Origin of the sequence: Streptomyces sp. CA-243310 (genome assembly GCF_050936775.1) — a bacterium.
GTDB lineage: Bacteria > Actinomycetota > Actinomycetes > Streptomycetales > Streptomycetaceae > Streptomyces.
Map to the genome: position 1 here is coordinate 1730825 of NZ_JBNJMF010000001.1, position 16530 is coordinate 1747354.

Consider the following 16530-nt stretch of genomic DNA (forward strand, 5'->3'; position numbering starts at 1 on the left):
TCCATTCCGGACGTCTGAGCGGGTACTCTCGTGGCGATATGAGCAGCGAGAACCTCCCCCAGACCCCTGAGCAGCAGGGCCGCAAGCCCCGCGTGGCCGTCGTGTTCGGCGGCCGCAGCTCGGAACACGCCATCTCGGTCGTCACGGCGGGCGCCGTGCTGCGGTCCATCGACCGGTCCAAGTACGAGGTGCTGCCCATCGGCATCACCACGGACGGCCGGTGGGCGCTGACCGCCGACGAGCCCTCCCGCATGGCCATCGCCGAGCGGGTGCTCCCGAGCGTCGAGGACCTGGCCGACTCCGTGGACGGCAGCGTCGTCCTCTCCGTCGACCCGGCCAACCGCGAGGTCGTCTACACCGAGCCGGGCGCCGTTCCCAAGGCCCTCGGCGAGGTGGACGTCGTCTTCCCCGTGCTGCACGGCCCGTACGGCGAGGACGGCACTCTCCAGGGCCTGCTGGAGCTCTCCGGCATCCCCTACGTCGGCTCGGGCGTCCTCGCCTCGGCCGTCGGCCAGGACAAGGACTACATGAAGCGGGTGTTCACGTCCTTCGGGCTGAACGTCGGCCCGTACGTGACCGTCCGCCCGCGCGAGTGGGAGGCCGACCGGTCCGCCGCCACCGCCAAGGTCCTGGACTTCGCCGCCGAACACGGCTGGCCGCTGTTCGTGAAGCCCGCCCGCGCGGGCTCCTCCATCGGCATCACCAAGGTGGACGACGCGTCCGGCCTGGACGCCGCCATCGAGGAGGCCCGCCGCCACGACCCGAAGATCATCGTGGAGGCGCTGCTGCGCGGCCGCGAGATCGAGTGCGGGGTGCTGGAGTTCGAGGACGGGCCGCGCGCGAGCGTCCCCGCCGAGATCCCGCCGGTCTCCAGCCACGACTTCTACGACTTCGAGGCGAAGTACATCGACTCCGCCTCCGGGATCGTCCCGGCGCCGCTGACCGACGAGCAGACCGCCGAGGTGCGCCGGCTCGCCGTCGAGGCGTTCGACGCCGCGTCCTGCGAGGGTCTGGTGCGTGCCGACTTCTTCCTCACGGAGGACGGCACCTTCGTCATCAACGAGATCAACACCATGCCGGGCTTCACGCCGATCTCCATGTACCCGCGCATGTGGCAGGAGTCGGGCATCGAGTACCCGGAGCTGGTGGACCGCCTGATCCAGGCGGCCCTGCGCCGCTCCACCGGGCTGCGCTAGCGCCGGCCCGACCGCACGCACACGACGACCGCCCGCCGGGGATCCCGGCGGGCGGTCATCATGAGCGGGGGAGACCGCCCGGCGGGGACGGTCCGGACGACTCAGTACGAGGAGATGCCCACGGGCACGGTCCTGGCGATGGCCGCGGAGAGATCGACCAGCATCCCCGCATCCGTGGCATGCTCCTTGTCGACCCGGACCTCCGTGTACGCCAGCCGCGCCCCGGTGGTGAACCGGAAACCGCCGTCCTCGTCGGCGGGAAGCTTCTCCAGCAACCATCCGACTCCGTTGACCTCGACGCCGTCCTGCTTCGGATCCGACATCTTGGGCGGCTTGGGGATACCGCACCGCAGTACGATCGCCGAGCCGCCCCACGCGGCGGTCAGATCCGACTCGGGCCGGGTGGTGGTCCGCGCCAGGCCGGCCACCTTCTCCGGGAGCTCCTCGTGCAGTGCCGCACAGAGCCCCGCGACGTCGGCGGGCGGCGTGGGCGGCGGATCCACCCGGGCCTCGGCATCGCCCGAGGAACAGCCGGCGAGAGCCAGCAGGACCGCGCACGCGGGAAGGGCCAGTAGACGCAGGGGCCGGCGGTGGAGGGACATCACCGGCCAAGAGTAGACGGGGGCTACAGATGGACCACCGGGCAGGTCAAGGTGCGGGTGATCCCCTCCACCTGCTGCACCTTGGCGACGACCATGCGGCCGAGATCGTCGACGGTGTCCGCCTGGGCGCGCACGATCACGTCGTACGGGCCCGTCACGTCCTCGGCCTGGATCACCCCCGGGATCTGGCCGATGGACTCGGCGACGAACGACGCCTTGCCCACCTCGGTCTGAATGAGGATGTACGCCTGTACCACGGAACCTCCAGGGCGGCCACGAGGATCATTTCCCCTAATCTTCGGGTGGGCCCGGGGACATCGGGTGGGCCCGTGGAAGAAGGGACGCCACGGTACCGCGTCGCCGAGCGTCACGGGGAGACCCGAGAGGTCGGCTCCACGCACGGCGAGGCGCACGGAGAGCAGAAGTTGACGTATCTGTTGACGGTACCCAGAGCTGTGACGGCTCGCGACCGCAAGCGGACTGGGCAAGAAGGGGCACAGCGATGAAGGGCACTGTGGGCGAGCTGGGGGAGTTCGGGCTCATTCGAGAGCTCACCTCACGGCTCACCACCACCCCGGCGGTCCGGCTCGGACCCGGCGACGACGCCGCGGTGGTGTCGGCCCCCGACCGGCGGGTCGTGGCGAGCACGGACATCCTGCTGGAGGGCCGGCACTTCCGGCGCGACTGGTCCACGGCCTACGACGTCGGCCGCAAGGCCGCCGCGCAGAACCTCGCCGACATCGCGGCGATGGGCGCGGTGCCGACCGCACTGCTCCTCGGCCTCGTCGTCCCGGCGGAACTGCCGGTCACCTGGCCCACCGAGCTGATGGACGGCATCCGCGACGAATGCCAGGTCGCGGGCGCGGCCGTGGTCGGCGGCGACGTCGTACGGGGCGACACCATCACCGTCGCCATCACCGCCCTCGGGGACCTGCGCAACCACGAGCCCGTGCTGCGCTCCGGCGCCCAGCCCGGCGACGTGGTGGCCGTCACCGGCTGGCTGGGCTGGTCCGCGGCCGGTTTCGCGGTCCTCTCGCGCGGCTTCCGCTCCCCGCGGGCCTTCGTCGAGGCGCACCGGCGCCCGGAACCGCCGTACCACGCGGGCCCCGCCGCCGCCGGACTCGGCGCCACCGCCATGACCGACGTCAGCGACGGCCTGGTCGCGGACCTCGGTCACATCGCCGAGGCCAGCAAGGTGCGCATCGACCTGCGCTCGGCGGCCGTCGACATCCCCAGCCAGATGCACGACATCGGCCAGGCCGTCGGCGTGGATCCGCTCCAGTGGGTGCTGACCGGGGGAGAGGACCACGCCATCGTGGCCACCTTCCCGCCCGACGTGAAACTGCCCGCCCGCTGGAAGGTCATCGGAGAGGTCCAGAACCGCTCCGCCGCCCCCCAGGTGACCGTGGACGGCGCGCCCTGGACCAGCACCGGCGGCTGGGACCACTTCGGCGCCGACCCGGCCGCCGAGGAGCCCGCGCGATGAGGCGTCCGCCGCTGTGCCTGACCGTCGCCGGATCGGACTCCGGCGGCGGAGCGGGCATCCAGGCCGACCTCAAGACGATGCTGGCGCTCGGCGTGCACGGGATGAGCGTGGTGACCGCCGTGACGGCCCAGAACTCGCTCGGCGTCCACGGGGCCTGGGAACTGCCCGCGGAAGCCGTCACGGCCCAGTACCGGGCCGTGGTGGACGACATCGGCGTCCAGGCCGTCAAGACCGGGATGCTGTCCTCCGCGTCGCTGGTGGAGACGGTCGCCGAACTGTTGGCCGGCACCCCGGCCCCGGCGGTCGTCGACCCCGTCGGCGTCTCCAAGCACGGGGACGCGCTGCTCGCCGACTCGGCGCTGGACGCCGTACGCGAGGAACTCCTGCCGCGGGCCACCGTGGCCACCCCCAACCTCGACGAGGTGACCCGACTCACCGGCCTGGTGGTGGAGACGGAGGACGACATGCGGCGGGCCGCCGACGCGATCCTCGGTCACGGCCCCCGGTGGGCGCTGATCAAGGGCGGACACCTGCGGGCCCACGGCGACCAGGCCGTGGACCTGCTCACCGACGGCGCCGACGAGCGGTGGCTGCGCGCACCCCGGCACGACAACCGGCACACCCACGGCACGGGCTGCACCCTCGCGAGCGCGATAGCGGCGGGCCTCGCCAAGGGACTCGACGTCCCCGGGGCCGTCACCGCGGCCAAGGAGTACGTCACCGGGGCCATCGCCGCCGGCTTCGCGCTCGGCGGCGGCATCGGCCCCGTGGACCACGCCTGGCGCCGGCGGGCCTGAACGCGCGAAGAGCTCCCGGGAACCCTCGACGGGGTCCCGGGAGCTCTCCGTGCTCGCCCGGGCAAGGCCCGCGCTCGCTTCAGGCAAGGCAAAAGGCCGGCCCACCAGGTGGACCGGCCTTCTTGGCAACCGGAAAGGGCTGCGCTACGACGTGAGGCGTCAGCGCGAGACCTTGCCGGCCTTGATGCACGAGGTGCAGGCGTTGAGGCGCTTCGGCGTCCCATTGACCACGGCACGGACGCGCTGGATGTTCGGGTTCCAGCGACGCGAGGTGCGGCGGTGCGAGTGGGAGATGTTGTTGCCGAAGCTCGGCCCCTTGGCGCAAACGTCGCAGTTGGCAGCCACAGGTCACTCCAAAGACTTCAGATGCACTTACAGTGAATCCGGCGCACCGGAATCAGAGATCCGAAGTGGTTTGCCGGGGGAATGGCCCGACTCTCATCGGGCAACCGGAGCAGCATACAACGTCTGTGCCGGTCCAAGAAAACTACCATGGCGCCCGCCGACCACGCCCCGCGGTCCCGAGGCGCCGGCCACCCTTGGCTACCCTGCGGTGAACCCCGGCCCGCACAAGGAGGAACGCCCGGTGCCTTACGAGCCTCAGCCGCACACCCTCGACGCCGAAGCGGTGCGCACCTGGAGCTCGCTCGCCCTGGCCGCCCTGGGCCGGGCCCGCGAGGACATCGACGCGATCAACGTCTATCCCGTCGCCGACGCGGACACCGGCACCAACCTCTACCTGACCGCCGAATCGGCAGCCCGCGAGCTGGCGGCCGCCTTCGCGTCGGCCTCCGCGGACGTGACCGACACCACGCCGCCCGCGCCCGTCCCCCTGTCCCTGCCCGAGGCCGTACGGGCCTACGCCCACGGCGCCCTGACGGGCGCCCGGGGCAACTCCGGGACGATCCTCGCCCAACTCCTCCGCGGCGTCGCCGACGTGCTCGGCGCCGAACCCGAGGGACGCGACCCCGGCCCCCTCCTGGCGCGGGCCCTCACCCGGGCCGCCGAGGAGGCGTACCAGGCCGTCGCGCACCCCGTCGAGGGGACCATGCTCACCGTCGCCGCCGCCGCGGCCAAAGCCGGCCACGCCGCCGCGGGCACCGCCGCCGACGTGGCCCGCGCCGCCTACGACGGAGCCCGCGCGGCCCTGGCCGAGACCCCGGGGCAGCTCGCCGCGCTGGGCCGGGCCGGGGTGGTCGACGCCGGGGGCTGCGGACTGGTCGCCGTGCTCGGCGCCCTCTGGCAGGCGCTGTCCGGCCGGGAACCCGCCGCCGAACCGATCCGCGGCCGGGCCGTGCCCGTACCCCGACCGCCGGAGCCGTGCGCCGAGGAGCACGGTGGGCCCGCGTACGAGGTGATCTACCTGCTGGAGGCCGGCGAACCGGCCGTCGGGGAACTGCGCGCCCGCCTCGACGGACTCGGCGACTCCCTCGTGGTGGTCGGCGGCGACGGGCTCTGGAACGTCCACGTCCACGTCGACGACCCGGGCGCAGCCGTCGAGGCCGGCGTCGTCGCCGGACGCCCCTACCGGATCCGGATCACCCACTTCGGCGACGAACGACGCCGGGCCGGCGTCCCGCGCGCCCAGCGGGCCGCGGTCGCCGTCGTACCGGGCGAAGGACTGGCCGGACTGTGCGGGGAGGCGGGCGCGACCACCGTCCTCGCCCGCCCCGACGCGCCCCCGGCACCCGCCGACCTGGTCGACGCCATCCGCCGGGCCCACGCCCGCGAAGTGGTGCTGCTGCCCAACGACTCCGAGTGGCGGGCCGCCGCCTCGGCCGCGGCGGAACAGGCCCGCGCCGACGGTGTCCGGGTCGCCGTGATCCCCACCCGCTCGGCGGTCCAGGGCCTGGCCGCGCTCGCCGTGCACGACCCGGACGCCAGCTTCGACGAGGACGTCGTCGCCATGACCGCGGCGGCCGGAGCCACCCGCTACGGGGAACTCGCCGTCGCGGAACGGCAGTCCTTCACCTCCGCCGGCATCTGCCAGGCCGGGGACGTCCTCGGGCTCATCGACGGCGACGTCGCCGTCATCGGCCCCGGCCTGCCGGAGACCGCCGAGGCCGTCCTGGACCGCATGCTCGGCTCCGGCGGCGAACTCGTCACCCTGGTCCTCGGCGAGGACGTCCCGGACGCCCTCGCCGCCCGCCTGGAGGCCTACGTACAACACGGCCACCTGGCCGTCGACACGGTCACCTACCGGGGCGGGCGGTACTCGGCCCCGCTGCTCATCGGCGTCGAATAAGGGTCGAAGGACGGGCTTGTCGGCGCCATGGTGTGCAATGGAACACGTGCCCGCGCTCGACGAAGACCTCAAGAAGACCCTCGGCCCCGCCACCGCCAAGGTGCTGGCCGAGCACCTCGGCCTGCACACGGCCCTGGACCTGCTGCACCACTACCCCCGGCGGTACGCCGAGCGCGGCGAGCTGACCTCCCTCGCGGACCTCGGCGACCAGCTCGACGAGCACGTCACGGTCGTCGCGCAGGTCGCCGACGCGCGCCTGCTGACCTACCAGGGCGGTCGGGGCGGCGGGAAGCGCCTCGAAGTCACCATCACGGACGGCAGCGGCCGGCTCCAGCTGGTCTTCTTCGGTTCCGGTGTCCACAAGCCGCACAAGGACCTGCTGCCCGGCAGCCGCGCGATGTTCGCGGGCAAGGTCTCCCGGTTCAACCACAAGCTCCAGCTCGCCCACCCCGCCTACGAGCCGCTCGGCAAGGACACGGACGACACCGGCGGCGCGGACGCCGCCGCCGCCTTCGCCGGCCGACTCATCCCGATCTACCCGGCGTGCAAGCAGATGGAGTCCTGGAAGATCGCCAAGTGCGTGGACGCGGTACTGCCCGGCGTCCCCGAGGCCGTCGACCCGCTCCCCGCCGCCCTGCGCGAGGGCCGCGGCCTGGTCCCGCTCACCGAGGCCCTGCTGAAGGTCCACCGCCCCACCACCAAGGCCGACGTGGAGGACGCCCGCCAACGCCTCAAGTGGGACGAGGCGTTCGTCCTCCAGGTGGCCCTCGCCCGCCGCCGGCACGCCGACTCCCAACTCCCGGCCGTCCCGCGCCGGCCCCGCCCGGGCGGACTCCTCGACGCCTTCGACGCGAAGCTCCCCTTCACCCTCACCGAGGGCCAGCGGACCGTCTCCAAGGAGATCTTCGACGACCTCGCCACCGACCACCCCATGCACCGCCTGCTCCAGGGCGAGGTCGGCAGCGGCAAGACGATGGTCGCGCTGCGGGCCATGCTCGCCGTCGTCGACGCGGGCGGACAGGCCGCGATGCTCGCGCCCACCGAGGTGCTCGCCCAACAGCACCACCGGTCCATCACCGAGATGATGGGCGAACTCGCCGAGGGCGGCCTGCTGGGCGGATCCGACCAGGGCACCAAGGTCACCCTGCTCACCGGCTCCATGGGCATGCCGGCCAGGCGCCGGGCGCTGCTGGACCTGGTGACCGGCGAGGCCGGCATCGTCATCGGCACCCACGCCCTGATCGAGGACAAGGTGCAGTTCCACGACCTCGGCCTGGTCGTCGTCGACGAACAGCACCGCTTCGGCGTCGAACAGCGCGACGCGCTGCGCTCGAAGGGCAAACAGCCCCCGCACCTGCTGGTCATGACCGCGACCCCGATCCCGCGCACGGTCGCGATGACGGTCTTCGGCGACCTGGAGACCTCCGTACTGGACCAGCTGCCCGCCGGCCGCTCTCCCATCGCCACCCACGTGGTGCCCGCCAAGGACAAGCCGCACTTCCTCGCGCGCGCCTGGGAACGGGTGCGGGAGGAAGTCGAGAACGGCCACCAGGCCTACGTCGTCTGTCCGCGCATCGGTGACGGCGAGGACGAGCCCAAGAAGAAGAAGGCCGCGGAGGAGGACGGCGACAAGCGACCCCCGCTGGCCGTCCTGGAGATCGCCGACCAGCTCGCCCGGGGCCCGCTCGCCGGGCTGAGCGTCGAGGTGCTCCACGGACGGATGGACCCCGCGGAAAAGGACGCCGTCATGCGCCGCTTCACCGCGGGCGAGGTCAAGGTGCTGGTCGCCACCACCGTCATCGAGGTCGGGGTGAACGTCCCCAACTCCACGGTCATGGTGATCATGGACGCGGACCGGTTCGGGGTGTCCCAACTCCACCAGTTGCGCGGCCGCGTCGGCCGCGGCTCGGCACCCGGGCTGTGCCTGCTGGTCAGCGAGATGCACGAGGCGAGCCCCGCCCGCGCCAGGCTCGCGGCCGTCGCCGCCACCCTCGACGGCTTCGAACTCTCCCGGATCGACCTGGAGCAGCGGCGCGAGGGCGACGTGCTGGGGCAGGCCCAGTCGGGCGTCCGCTCCTCGCTGCGCATGCTCGCCGTCATCGAGGACGAGGAGGTCATCGCCCAGGCCCGCGAGGAGGCCACCCGCGTGGTCGCCGAGGACCCCGAGCTGGCGCACCTGCCCGGCCTGCGAACCGCCCTGGACGCCCTGCTGGACACCGAGCGCGAGCAGTACCTGGAGAAGGGCTGAGGACGACGACCTATCGTTGAACCGCTGAACGTTTCTCCGTCTCCCCACCGAAGGACCCCAGATGACCCGCGTGATCGCCGGCAGCGCCGGCGGGCGACGGCTGACCGTGCCGCCCGGCACCGGCACCCGCCCGACCTCGGACCGGATGCGCGAAGGGCTCTTCTCCACCTGGGAGTCCCTGCACGGCGTCGAGGGCGCCCGCGTGCTCGACCTCTACGCGGGTTCCGGAGCGGTGGGGCTGGAGGCCCTCTCCCGCGGCGCCGAACGGGCCCTGCTGGTCGAGCCCGACGCCAAGGCCGCCAAGGCGATCAAGGACAACATCACGTCGGTGGGCCTGCCCGGCGCCGAATTCCGGTCGGGCAGGGCCGAACAGATCGTGGCGGTCCCGCTCCACGAGGACCCCTACGACATCGTCTTCCTGGACCCGCCGTACGTCGTGGACCACGAGGAACTCCGGGAGATCCTCCTCACACTCCGGTCCAATGGCTGGCTCACGGACGACGCACTGGTCACCGTGGAACGCAGCACCAGGAGCGGCGCCTTCCCGTGGCCCGACGGCTTCGAACCGCTCCGCTCACGGAAGTACGGCGAAGGGACCCTCTGGTACGGTCGCGCCGCCTTCACCAGCGAAAACTCATGATGCCCGCACCGGGGAGCGAGGGAATTCAGTTGCGCCGCGCCGTCTGTCCGGGGTCGTTCGACCCCATCACCAACGGACACCTCGACATCATCGGCCGGGCCTCCCGGCTCTACGACGTGGTCCACGTCGCCGTGATGATCAATCAGTCCAAGCAGGGGTTGTTCACCGTCGAGGAGCGGATCGAGCTGATCCGGGAGGCGACGGCCGACTACGGGAACGTGGAGGTCGAGTCCTTCCACGGACTGCTGGTCGACTTCTGCAAGCAGCGGGACATCCCGGCCATCGTCAAGGGCCTGCGCGCCGTCAGCGACTTCGACTACGAACTGCAGATGGCCCAGATGAACATGGGACTGTCGGGCGTCGAAACGCTGTTCGTGCCGACCAACCCCACCTACAGCTTCCTGTCGTCCTCCCTGGTCAAGGAGGTCGCCACCTGGGGCGGCGACGTAGCCCACCTGCTGCCGGCGCATGTGCACGCCGCCCTGCTGGAGCGACTGCGCGACCGCTGACGGGTCGTTGTCACCCCGGTCCCGCCCGGCCGCGCACCCCGGGGCCTTACAGTCGTCGGGTCCGACTCGGGAACCGCCCGAGGCCGAGAGAGTGCGAGCCCCCATGGACGTGCAGAAGAAGCTCGACGAGATCGTCGCGGCCGTCGGCGGCGCCCGGTCCATGCCCATGTCCTCCTCGTGCGTGATCAATCGCGCGGAGCTGCTCGCGCAGCTCGAGGAGGTGCGCGAGGCCCTGCCCGGATCGCTCGCACAGGCGCGGGAGCTCATCGGCGGCCGGGAGCAGATGGTCGAGGAGGCCCGCCGGGAGGCGGACCGGATCATCGAGTCGGCGCACGCCCAACGGGGTTCCCTCATCTCCGACACGGAGGTCGCGCGCCGCTCGCAGGCCGAGGCGGACCGGATCCTCGCGGACGCACGCCGGGAGGCCGAGGAGGTCCGGGCCGAGGCGGACGACTACGTCGACAGCAAGCTCGCCAACTTCGAGGTCGTGCTCAGCAAGACCATCGGCTCGGTGGACCGCGGCCGGGAGAAGCTGCTGGGACGCGGCCCGGGCGCGGGCGGCGTCCACGAGGACCCCGCGGACCACGACGCCCCCGAGCCCAGCCCGGATCCGCAGATCCGGCGCGAGCAGGCCGACGCCTACGTGGACACCAAGCTGGCGACCTTCGAGGCGGTGCTGTCCAAGACCCTGGAGGCGGTGGGGCGCGGTCGCCAGAAGCTGCTCGGGCGCGCGCCCGCGGACGACCTCGGCGCGCACATGGCCGCCCAGGACGCGGCGGGCCTCCAGCAGGGCCGCTCGTCGAGCGACGCGGACTTCCTGGCCGGTCTGGCCGAGCCGGCGGCCCCGGTGATCCCGGCCCAGGTCCAGGCGCCGATGCCGCAGGAGCCCGTGTACGACGGCTACTCCTACCAGCAGCCGGCGGCCCACCAGCAGGACGCGTACGCCGCGTACCAGGACCCGTACGGCTACCAGCAGCAGCCCGATCCCTACGCCGGCTCCTACCAGCAGCAGCCGGACCCGTACGGGGCCTACCAGCAGCAGGTCCCGTCCTACCAGGACCAGCAGCACCAGGGCGGGCAACACCACGAAGAGCAGGTTCCCCGGCAGCCCGCGCTCGACGAGACCAGCTTCTTCGACACGAGCATGATCGACCTGAACCAGTTGCGGCAGTACGAGCAGGGACGCTAGAGGGGCTCCGGTCGCTCTCGGGGCCGGATTGGGCTCAGAGCGGGGCGGCGGGTATCCTGGCTGTTCGGTCGCGCGTATGCACCGCGATCCATGCTGCCCGTGAGCGGCAGAGACTTTGATCTTCAACGATCTGTGAAAGCAGGAACGGCCCTGAATACCCGCCTCGACCACCACAACCCCCTCGTGTTCGACACGCACGAGCTGGGGCGGCGTCCTGGTGCCATGCAGCGGCTGTCCCGTGAGATCGCGGCACCGGCGGACCTCGGTCTCGCCGGCGTCATCGGGGTACCGGAAGGCGCCCCGCTGAAGCTCAGCCTCCGCCTGGAGTCGGTCATGGAAGGGGTGCTTGTCACAGGCACCGCCCGTGCATCGGCCGTGGGGGAGTGCGTAAGGTGTCTGGAGTCTGTCGGGCGCGAGCTCAAGGCGGACTTCCAGGAGATGTTCTCGTACCCTGACGCCGACGACCGGAGCCGCTCCAAGGCGGAACCGGCCGACGACGCCGAGGACGACGAGGACACACTCTTCCTCGAGGACGGCTTGTTCGACCTCGAACCCCTGCTGCGCGATGTGGTGGTGCTCGCACTGCCGCTGCAGCCGGTGTGCCGAGAAGACTGTCTCGGACTGTGCCCCGATTGCGGGCTCAGCCTGAACGACGACCCGGACCACCACCATGAGGCCGTCGACATCCGTTGGGCGGCCTTGCAGGAACTCGTCGTGACCGATCAGGACGACGAGAAGGACAACATGAGCGGCACTGCATCTGACGGAGTTCAGAGCGCCGCCGAGAAGCAGGAGAAGTAGCCGTGGCTGTTCCGAAGCGGAAGATGTCGCGCAGCAACACGCGCCACCGCCGGTCGCAGTGGAAGGCTGCGGTCCCCAACCTGGTTTCGTGCGAGCGCTGCCAGGAGCCGAAGCTCCAGCACATTGCGTGCCCGAGCTGCGGCACCTACAACAAGCGCCAGGTTCTCGAGGTCTGAGCGGCTGGTGAGAGGCGCAATGTCTGAGCTGTCCAACGCTGAGAAGCAGGCAGACAGTAACAACGCGGCCTCGTCCCACGTGCTTCTGGAAGGGCGGCTCGGGTACCAACTCGAGACCGCCCTTCTGGTGCGTGCACTGACCCACCGCTCGTACGCGTACGAGAACGGCGGTCTGCCCACCAACGAGCGCCTGGAGTTCCTCGGGGACTCCGTGCTCGGCCTGGTGGTCACGGACACGCTGTACACGACCCATCCGGACCTGCCGGAAGGCCAACTGGCCAAACTGCGGGCCGCTGTGGTCAACTCGCGCGCACTTGCGGAGGTCGGGCGTGGCCTCGAACTCGGCTCCTTCATCCGGCTCGGCCGGGGCGAAGAGGGCACGGGTGGCCGGGACAAGGCCTCCATCCTCGCCGACACCCTTGAAGCGGTGATCGGCGCGGTCTACCTCGATCAGGGCCTCGACGCGGCCTCGGAGCTGGTTCACCGGCTCTTCGACCCGCTCATCGAGAAGTCCTCCAACCTCGGGGCCGGCCTGGACTGGAAGACCAGTCTCCAGGAGCTCACGGCGGCCGAAGGCCTTGGTGTACCGGAATACCTGGTCACCGAGACCGGTCCGGACCACGAGAAGACCTTCACAGCTGCCGCTCGCGTCGGTGGTGTCTCGTACGGCACCGGCACCGGCCGCAGCAAGAAGGAAGCGGAACAGCAGGCGGCCGAGTCCGCGTGGCGCGGGATCCGCGCCGCGGCGGACGAGCGGATCGCGGCGGCAGCCGCTGCCGCAGCCGCTCCGGCAGAGGTCGTGGCTCCGGCCGCGACCGAGGACGGCGGGGCGCCGACGCCCGTCGAACCGTCGCCGGGCGTCTGACCCTTCCTTCGGGATGTTCCCCGCCCCCGCCCCTCTCCGGAGGGGCGGGGGCGGTCCCGTTCCCGGGCCCACCGAGGGCGGCCGGTAGGCTCGGCGAAGCGTCCAGCCCCGTCGCCTCCCGGAGGAACACCGTGCCCGAGCTGCCCGAAGTCGAAGTGGTGCGGCGCGGTTTGGAGCGTTGGGTGGCCGGGCGGACCATCGAGTCCGTCGAGGTGCTGCACCCCCGAGCCGTACGGCGGCACCCGGGCGGCGGCGCCGATTTCGCCGCCCGCCTCACCGGGGAGACCGTCGGGGTGCCGCAGCGACGCGGGAAGTACCTGTGGCTGCCGCTCGTGGAACGGGACCTGTCGGTGCTGGGCCACCTCGGCATGAGCGGTCAACTGCTGGTGCAGCCGATCGGCGCCCCCGACGAGAAGCACCTGCGGATCCGCGTGCGCTTCGACGACGCGACCGGAACCGAGCTGCGCTTCGTGGACCAGCGGACCTTCGGCGGCCTGTCCCTGCACGAGAACACCCCCGACGGGCTCCCCGACGTCATCGCGCACATCGCCCGTGACCCCCTGGATCCGCTCTTCCCCGAAGCCGCCTACCATCTCGCCCTGCGTGCCAAGCGGACCACGGTCAAGCGGGCCCTGCTGGACCAGTCGCTCATCAGCGGGGTCGGCAACATCTACGCCGACGAGGCCCTGTGGCGTGCCCGGCTTCACTACGAGCGCCCGACCGCCACGCTCACGCGCCCCCGGAGCGCGGAACTCCTCTCCCACGTCCGTGACGTCATGAACGCGGCGCTCGCCGTCGGCGGGACCAGCTTCGACAGCCTGTACGTCAACGTGAACGGGCAGTCCGGTTACTTCGACCGCTCGCTCGACGCCTACGGCCGGGAGGACGAGCCGTGCCGGCGCTGCGGGACCCCGATGCGCCGCCGGCCGTGGATGAACCGGTCGAGCTACTTCTGCCCGCGCTGTCAGCGACCGCCGCGGGCCGCGTCGTAGGACGCCCGGGCGGTCAGCACCTGCTGCATGCTGCCCTCGAGGAAGTGGATCAGGGCGAGCAGTCGGTCGGCGACCTGGTGGCCCAGGGGAGTGAGTTCGTAGTCGACGCGGGGCGGGTTCGTGGGCTGCGCCTCGCGGTGGACTATGCCGTCACGTTCCAGCGCGTGCAGGGTTTGGGAGAGCATCTTCTCGCTGACGCCGTCCACACGGCGACGCAACTCGTTGAAGCGACAGGCGCCGTCGCGCAGGGCGCCCACGGTCAGACTGCCCCAGCGTCCGGTGACGTGCTCCAGGGTCTCCCGGGAGGGGCAGGTGCGGGCGAAGACATCGAAAGGCAGTTCCGATGAGGGCGCGTCCGTACGAACAGGGGTCTCCATGGCACAAGCGTACCCTCGGGTAGCGCTTACTGTCTGCTTGCGCTTTCGAAAAGTTAGTGATTCTCTTTCGGTCGTCGCCGTCGTGTCCCGACGCGACCCACCGAGCCCCATCCTTGAGGGAGAACCACCATGTCCGACATCACGCCCACCCCCGTCGTCTCGGTCGCCTACCACTCGGGATACGGCCACACCGCGGTCGTCGCCGAGGCCGTCCGGGCGGGAGCAGCCGATGCCGGCGCGACCGTCCACCTCGTCAAGGTCGACGAGATCGACGACGCGCAGTGGGCACTGCTGGACGCGTCGGACGCGATCATCTTCGGCTCTCCGACGTACATGGGCACCGCATCGGGCGCCTTTCACGTCTTCGCCGAGGCCACCTCGAAGCGCTGGTTCGGGGACGTGTGGCAGGACAAGGTCGCCGCGGGCTTCACCAACTCCGGCTCGAAGAGCGGCGACAAGATGCACACGTTGCAGTTCTTCCAGACGCTGGCCGCGCAGCACGCGATGAGCTGGGTCAACCTGGGGCTGAAGCCGGGCTGGAACTCCACCACCGGCTCCGAGTACGACCTGAACCGCCTCGGCTTCTTCTCCGGCGCGGCCGCCCAGACCAACGCCGACCAGGGCCCCGAAGCGGTCCACAAGTCGGACATCGCCACCGCCGAGCACCTCGGCCGGCGCGTCGCCGAGCACACCCGCGTGGTCCTGGCGGGCCGCGCCGCGCTCGCCGCGCGGTAGTCGGCGGGCGGCGGTCGTCCGGGAACAGGGCTCCTAGAAGCCGAAGTCCTGGGTCCACCACGGGCCGCCGTCGGCGAAGTAGGCGCCGACGCCCAGGGTGCGGAACTCGCAGTTCAGGATGTTCGCCTTGTGGCCCGGGCTGTTCATCCAGGCCTTCATCACCGCGTCGGCGTCACCCTGGCCGCGGGCTATGTTCTCGCCGCCGAGGCCTGATATGCCCGCGTTGTCGGCCCGCTTCCACGGGGTGTTCCCGTCCGGGTCGGTGTGGTCGAAGAAGCCCCGTACGGCCATGTCCTTGCTGAACGCGCCCGCCAGCGTCGCGAGCGGCGGGTTCGCCCGGACCGGGCCACAGCCCGCCTGGGCGCGTTCCTGGTTCACCAGCGTCAGGACGGCCGCCTCCTCGGCGGAGTGCCCGCCGGAGGGTGCGGGCGCCGTGGGCTTCGGCGCGGGGGTCGACGGCTTGCCGGTCGGCGCCGGTTCGGGGTCGGGCTTCGGGGCGGGGGCGGCGGGCTTGTCCGGCTCCGGCTTCACGGGCTCCGGCTTCACGGGCAGGGGCTTGACCGGTTCCGGCTTCACGGGTCGGGGCTTGACCGGTTCCGGTTCCGGTGCCTTCGTCGAAGCGGAGGGCTTCGGCGTCGGGGACTGCGGCGTCGGCGTCGGGGTGGGCGCCGACGAGGTCGAGGCCGAGGGGGACGGGGACGACGGCCGGGCCGGCGTGGCGCTGTCCGGGGCGGCGGGCGTGGAGGCGCGGCCCTGGAGACCGGCGAGGCCACCCTGCCCCTGTACCGCGTTCTCGTCACGAGCGGACGGTGAGGCCTTGGCCTGCGTCTTCGAGCCCGCGTCCGTACCGACATAGGGGAAGGAGTCGCCGACGGGGACGATGCCGGTCGTGACGACCGCCGTCGTGCCGAGGAGCAGGGCCACCGGGACACCCACGATGCCGATGCGGACGGCGGTGCCGCGCTTGCCGCCTTCGCCGCGCGGCGGAGCGGGGAGTTTGTGGCGTCCCATCGGCGTCGTGCCTTCCTTCAACGGTCCATGTTTGCTCGCCCAAACGGATGAGCTCATTGGAGCGGGACTGTACGCCATGGGACCCGGGGGGCGATGTGCCGCGAATCGGGCGCCCCGGTTAGCGTTCACGCATGAATGAAGAAGTCCGGCTGACCGCATGGGTGCGCGGCCGTGTACAGGGAGTGGGCTTCCGCTGGTTCACCAGGGCCAATGCTCTGGAGATCGGCGAGGTGGTCGGCTTCGCGCTCAACCTGGACGACGGTCGAGTACAGGTGGTGGCCGAAGGTCAACGTGAGAATTGCCACCGGCTGCTGGACTGGCTGCGGTCCGCCGACACGCCCGGCCGAGTGGACGGGGTGACAGAGATCTGGGGCACACCGCGCGGTGGCTACGACGGATTCGCGATCCGCTGACGGATCGACTGATCATGTACTGATCAGATCTCTGGATGGTCGACACACGGTCGGAACTGCGCATTCGTCGCGGAGCCGTTGCCGTCGATCGTGATCCGTGGAAGGCTCGGAGATGAGGATGATCTCCGCGCCGCAGGCGAGCGCCGGGCCGCCCGCCGATACGGGGCGTGATCGTGTTGACCGTCAAACTTTTTGGTGAGACGCTGGAAGCCCCGCGCACCTGAGCTGTTTGGCAGTGTTGGCAGTAG

The 16530-nt window shown here is 71.4% G+C and carries 19 protein-coding genes; 14 read left to right on the top strand and 5 right to left on the bottom strand.

Annotated features, from left to right (window positions below):
• The first annotated feature begins 38 nt into the window (after positions 1-38).
• A complete protein-coding gene (locus tag ACQEVM_RS08145) occupies positions 39-1196 on the top strand; it encodes a D-alanine--D-alanine ligase family protein (RefSeq protein WP_433076437.1) in 1158 nt (385 codons plus the stop codon).
• Between the two features lie 101 nt (positions 1197-1297).
• Here the strand turns inward: ACQEVM_RS08145 and ACQEVM_RS08150 are convergent, their stop codons facing one another.
• On the bottom strand, positions 1298-1798 hold the full coding sequence (locus tag ACQEVM_RS08150) for a DUF3515 domain-containing protein (protein WP_433076439.1): 501 nt from the start codon (positions 1796-1798) through the stop codon (positions 1298-1300).
• 23 nt (positions 1799-1821) lie between these two features.
• The gene (locus ACQEVM_RS08155) at positions 1822-2055 is read right to left on the bottom strand and encodes an Lrp/AsnC family transcriptional regulator (RefSeq protein WP_030011290.1); all 234 of its coding nucleotides are present in this window, start codon (positions 2053-2055) and stop codon (positions 1822-1824) included.
• A gap of 245 nt (positions 2056-2300) precedes the next feature.
• Between ACQEVM_RS08155 and ACQEVM_RS08160 the strand changes: the two genes are divergently transcribed.
• Complete coding sequence (locus tag ACQEVM_RS08160; protein WP_053675082.1) at positions 2301-3284, top strand: thiamine-phosphate kinase; 984 nt, start codon at positions 2301-2303, stop codon at positions 3282-3284.
• Complete coding sequence (gene thiD, locus ACQEVM_RS08165; protein ID WP_433076442.1) at positions 3281-4081, top strand: bifunctional hydroxymethylpyrimidine kinase/phosphomethylpyrimidine kinase; 801 nt, start codon at positions 3281-3283, stop codon at positions 4079-4081. The genes ACQEVM_RS08160 and thiD overlap by 4 nt, the downstream gene beginning before the upstream one ends.
• Positions 4082-4240: 159 nt before the next feature.
• On the opposite strand, the gene rpmB is transcribed toward thiD, so the two are convergent.
• Positions 4241-4426, bottom strand: a complete 186-nt coding sequence (rpmB, locus tag ACQEVM_RS08170) for a 50S ribosomal protein L28 (protein ID WP_007266795.1) — start codon at positions 4424-4426, stop codon at positions 4241-4243.
• Positions 4427-4667: 241 nt separating this feature from the next.
• Between rpmB and ACQEVM_RS08175 the strand changes: the two genes are divergently transcribed.
• From ACQEVM_RS08175 to mutM, 9 genes are all read left to right on the top strand, one after another.
• Positions 4668-6326, top strand: coding sequence for a DAK2 domain-containing protein (locus ACQEVM_RS08175; protein WP_433076444.1), 1659 nt, complete (start codon positions 4668-4670; stop codon positions 6324-6326).
• A 37-nt stretch (positions 6327-6363) separates the two neighbouring features.
• The gene (gene recG / locus ACQEVM_RS08180) at positions 6364-8574 is read left to right on the top strand and encodes an ATP-dependent DNA helicase RecG (RefSeq protein ID WP_433076446.1); all 2211 of its coding nucleotides are present in this window, start codon (positions 6364-6366) and stop codon (positions 8572-8574) included.
• 61 nt (positions 8575-8635) lie between these two features.
• Positions 8636-9214, top strand: a complete 579-nt coding sequence (gene rsmD / locus ACQEVM_RS08185; RefSeq protein WP_351380803.1) for a 16S rRNA (guanine(966)-N(2))-methyltransferase RsmD — start codon at positions 8636-8638, stop codon at positions 9212-9214.
• Between the two features lie 29 nt (positions 9215-9243).
• A complete protein-coding gene (gene coaD / locus ACQEVM_RS08190) occupies positions 9244-9723 on the top strand; it encodes a pantetheine-phosphate adenylyltransferase (protein ID WP_199826417.1) in 480 nt (159 codons plus the stop codon).
• Between the two features lie 103 nt (positions 9724-9826).
• On the top strand, positions 9827-10912 hold the full coding sequence (locus ACQEVM_RS08195) for a DivIVA domain-containing protein (RefSeq protein ID WP_433076448.1): 1086 nt from the start codon (positions 9827-9829) through the stop codon (positions 10910-10912).
• Positions 10913-11002: 90 nt separating this feature from the next.
• Entirely contained in the window at positions 11003-11713 is a 711-nt protein-coding gene (locus ACQEVM_RS08200) for a YceD family protein (RefSeq protein ID WP_433076450.1), read from the top strand.
• Between the two features lie 2 nt (positions 11714-11715).
• Complete coding sequence (gene rpmF / locus ACQEVM_RS08205) at positions 11716-11889, top strand: 50S ribosomal protein L32 (protein WP_053675094.1); 174 nt, start codon at positions 11716-11718, stop codon at positions 11887-11889.
• A 19-nt stretch (positions 11890-11908) separates the two neighbouring features.
• The gene (rnc, locus tag ACQEVM_RS08210) at positions 11909-12754 is read left to right on the top strand and encodes a ribonuclease III (protein ID WP_433076452.1); all 846 of its coding nucleotides are present in this window, start codon (positions 11909-11911) and stop codon (positions 12752-12754) included.
• A gap of 131 nt (positions 12755-12885) precedes the next feature.
• Positions 12886-13746: a bifunctional DNA-formamidopyrimidine glycosylase/DNA-(apurinic or apyrimidinic site) lyase gene (mutM, locus tag ACQEVM_RS08215; RefSeq protein ID WP_433076454.1), complete on the top strand. Its 861-nt coding sequence runs from the start codon at positions 12886-12888 to the stop codon at positions 13744-13746.
• On the opposite strand, the gene ACQEVM_RS08220 is transcribed toward mutM, so the two are convergent.
• Entirely contained in the window at positions 13719-14123 is a 405-nt protein-coding gene (locus ACQEVM_RS08220) for a winged helix-turn-helix transcriptional regulator (RefSeq protein ID WP_433076456.1), read from the bottom strand. The two genes, mutM and ACQEVM_RS08220, sit on opposite strands and share 28 nt — an antisense overlap.
• Positions 14124-14252: 129 nt before the next feature.
• On the opposite strand from ACQEVM_RS08220, the gene ACQEVM_RS08225 reads away from it, so the two are divergent.
• Positions 14253-14858, top strand: a complete 606-nt coding sequence (locus ACQEVM_RS08225; protein ID WP_433076458.1) for a flavodoxin family protein — start codon at positions 14253-14255, stop codon at positions 14856-14858.
• Positions 14859-14891: 33 nt separating this feature from the next.
• Here the strand turns inward: ACQEVM_RS08225 and ACQEVM_RS08230 are convergent, their stop codons facing one another.
• The gene (locus ACQEVM_RS08230) at positions 14892-15869 is read right to left on the bottom strand and encodes a CAP domain-containing protein (protein WP_433076460.1); all 978 of its coding nucleotides are present in this window, start codon (positions 15867-15869) and stop codon (positions 14892-14894) included.
• 131 nt (positions 15870-16000) lie between these two features.
• On the opposite strand from ACQEVM_RS08230, the gene ACQEVM_RS08235 reads away from it, so the two are divergent.
• Positions 16001-16282 (top strand): acylphosphatase, encoded by a 282-nt coding sequence (locus ACQEVM_RS08235; protein WP_053675108.1) that lies wholly within the window; start codon positions 16001-16003, stop codon positions 16280-16282.
• Positions 16283-16530: the final 248 nt, after the last annotated feature.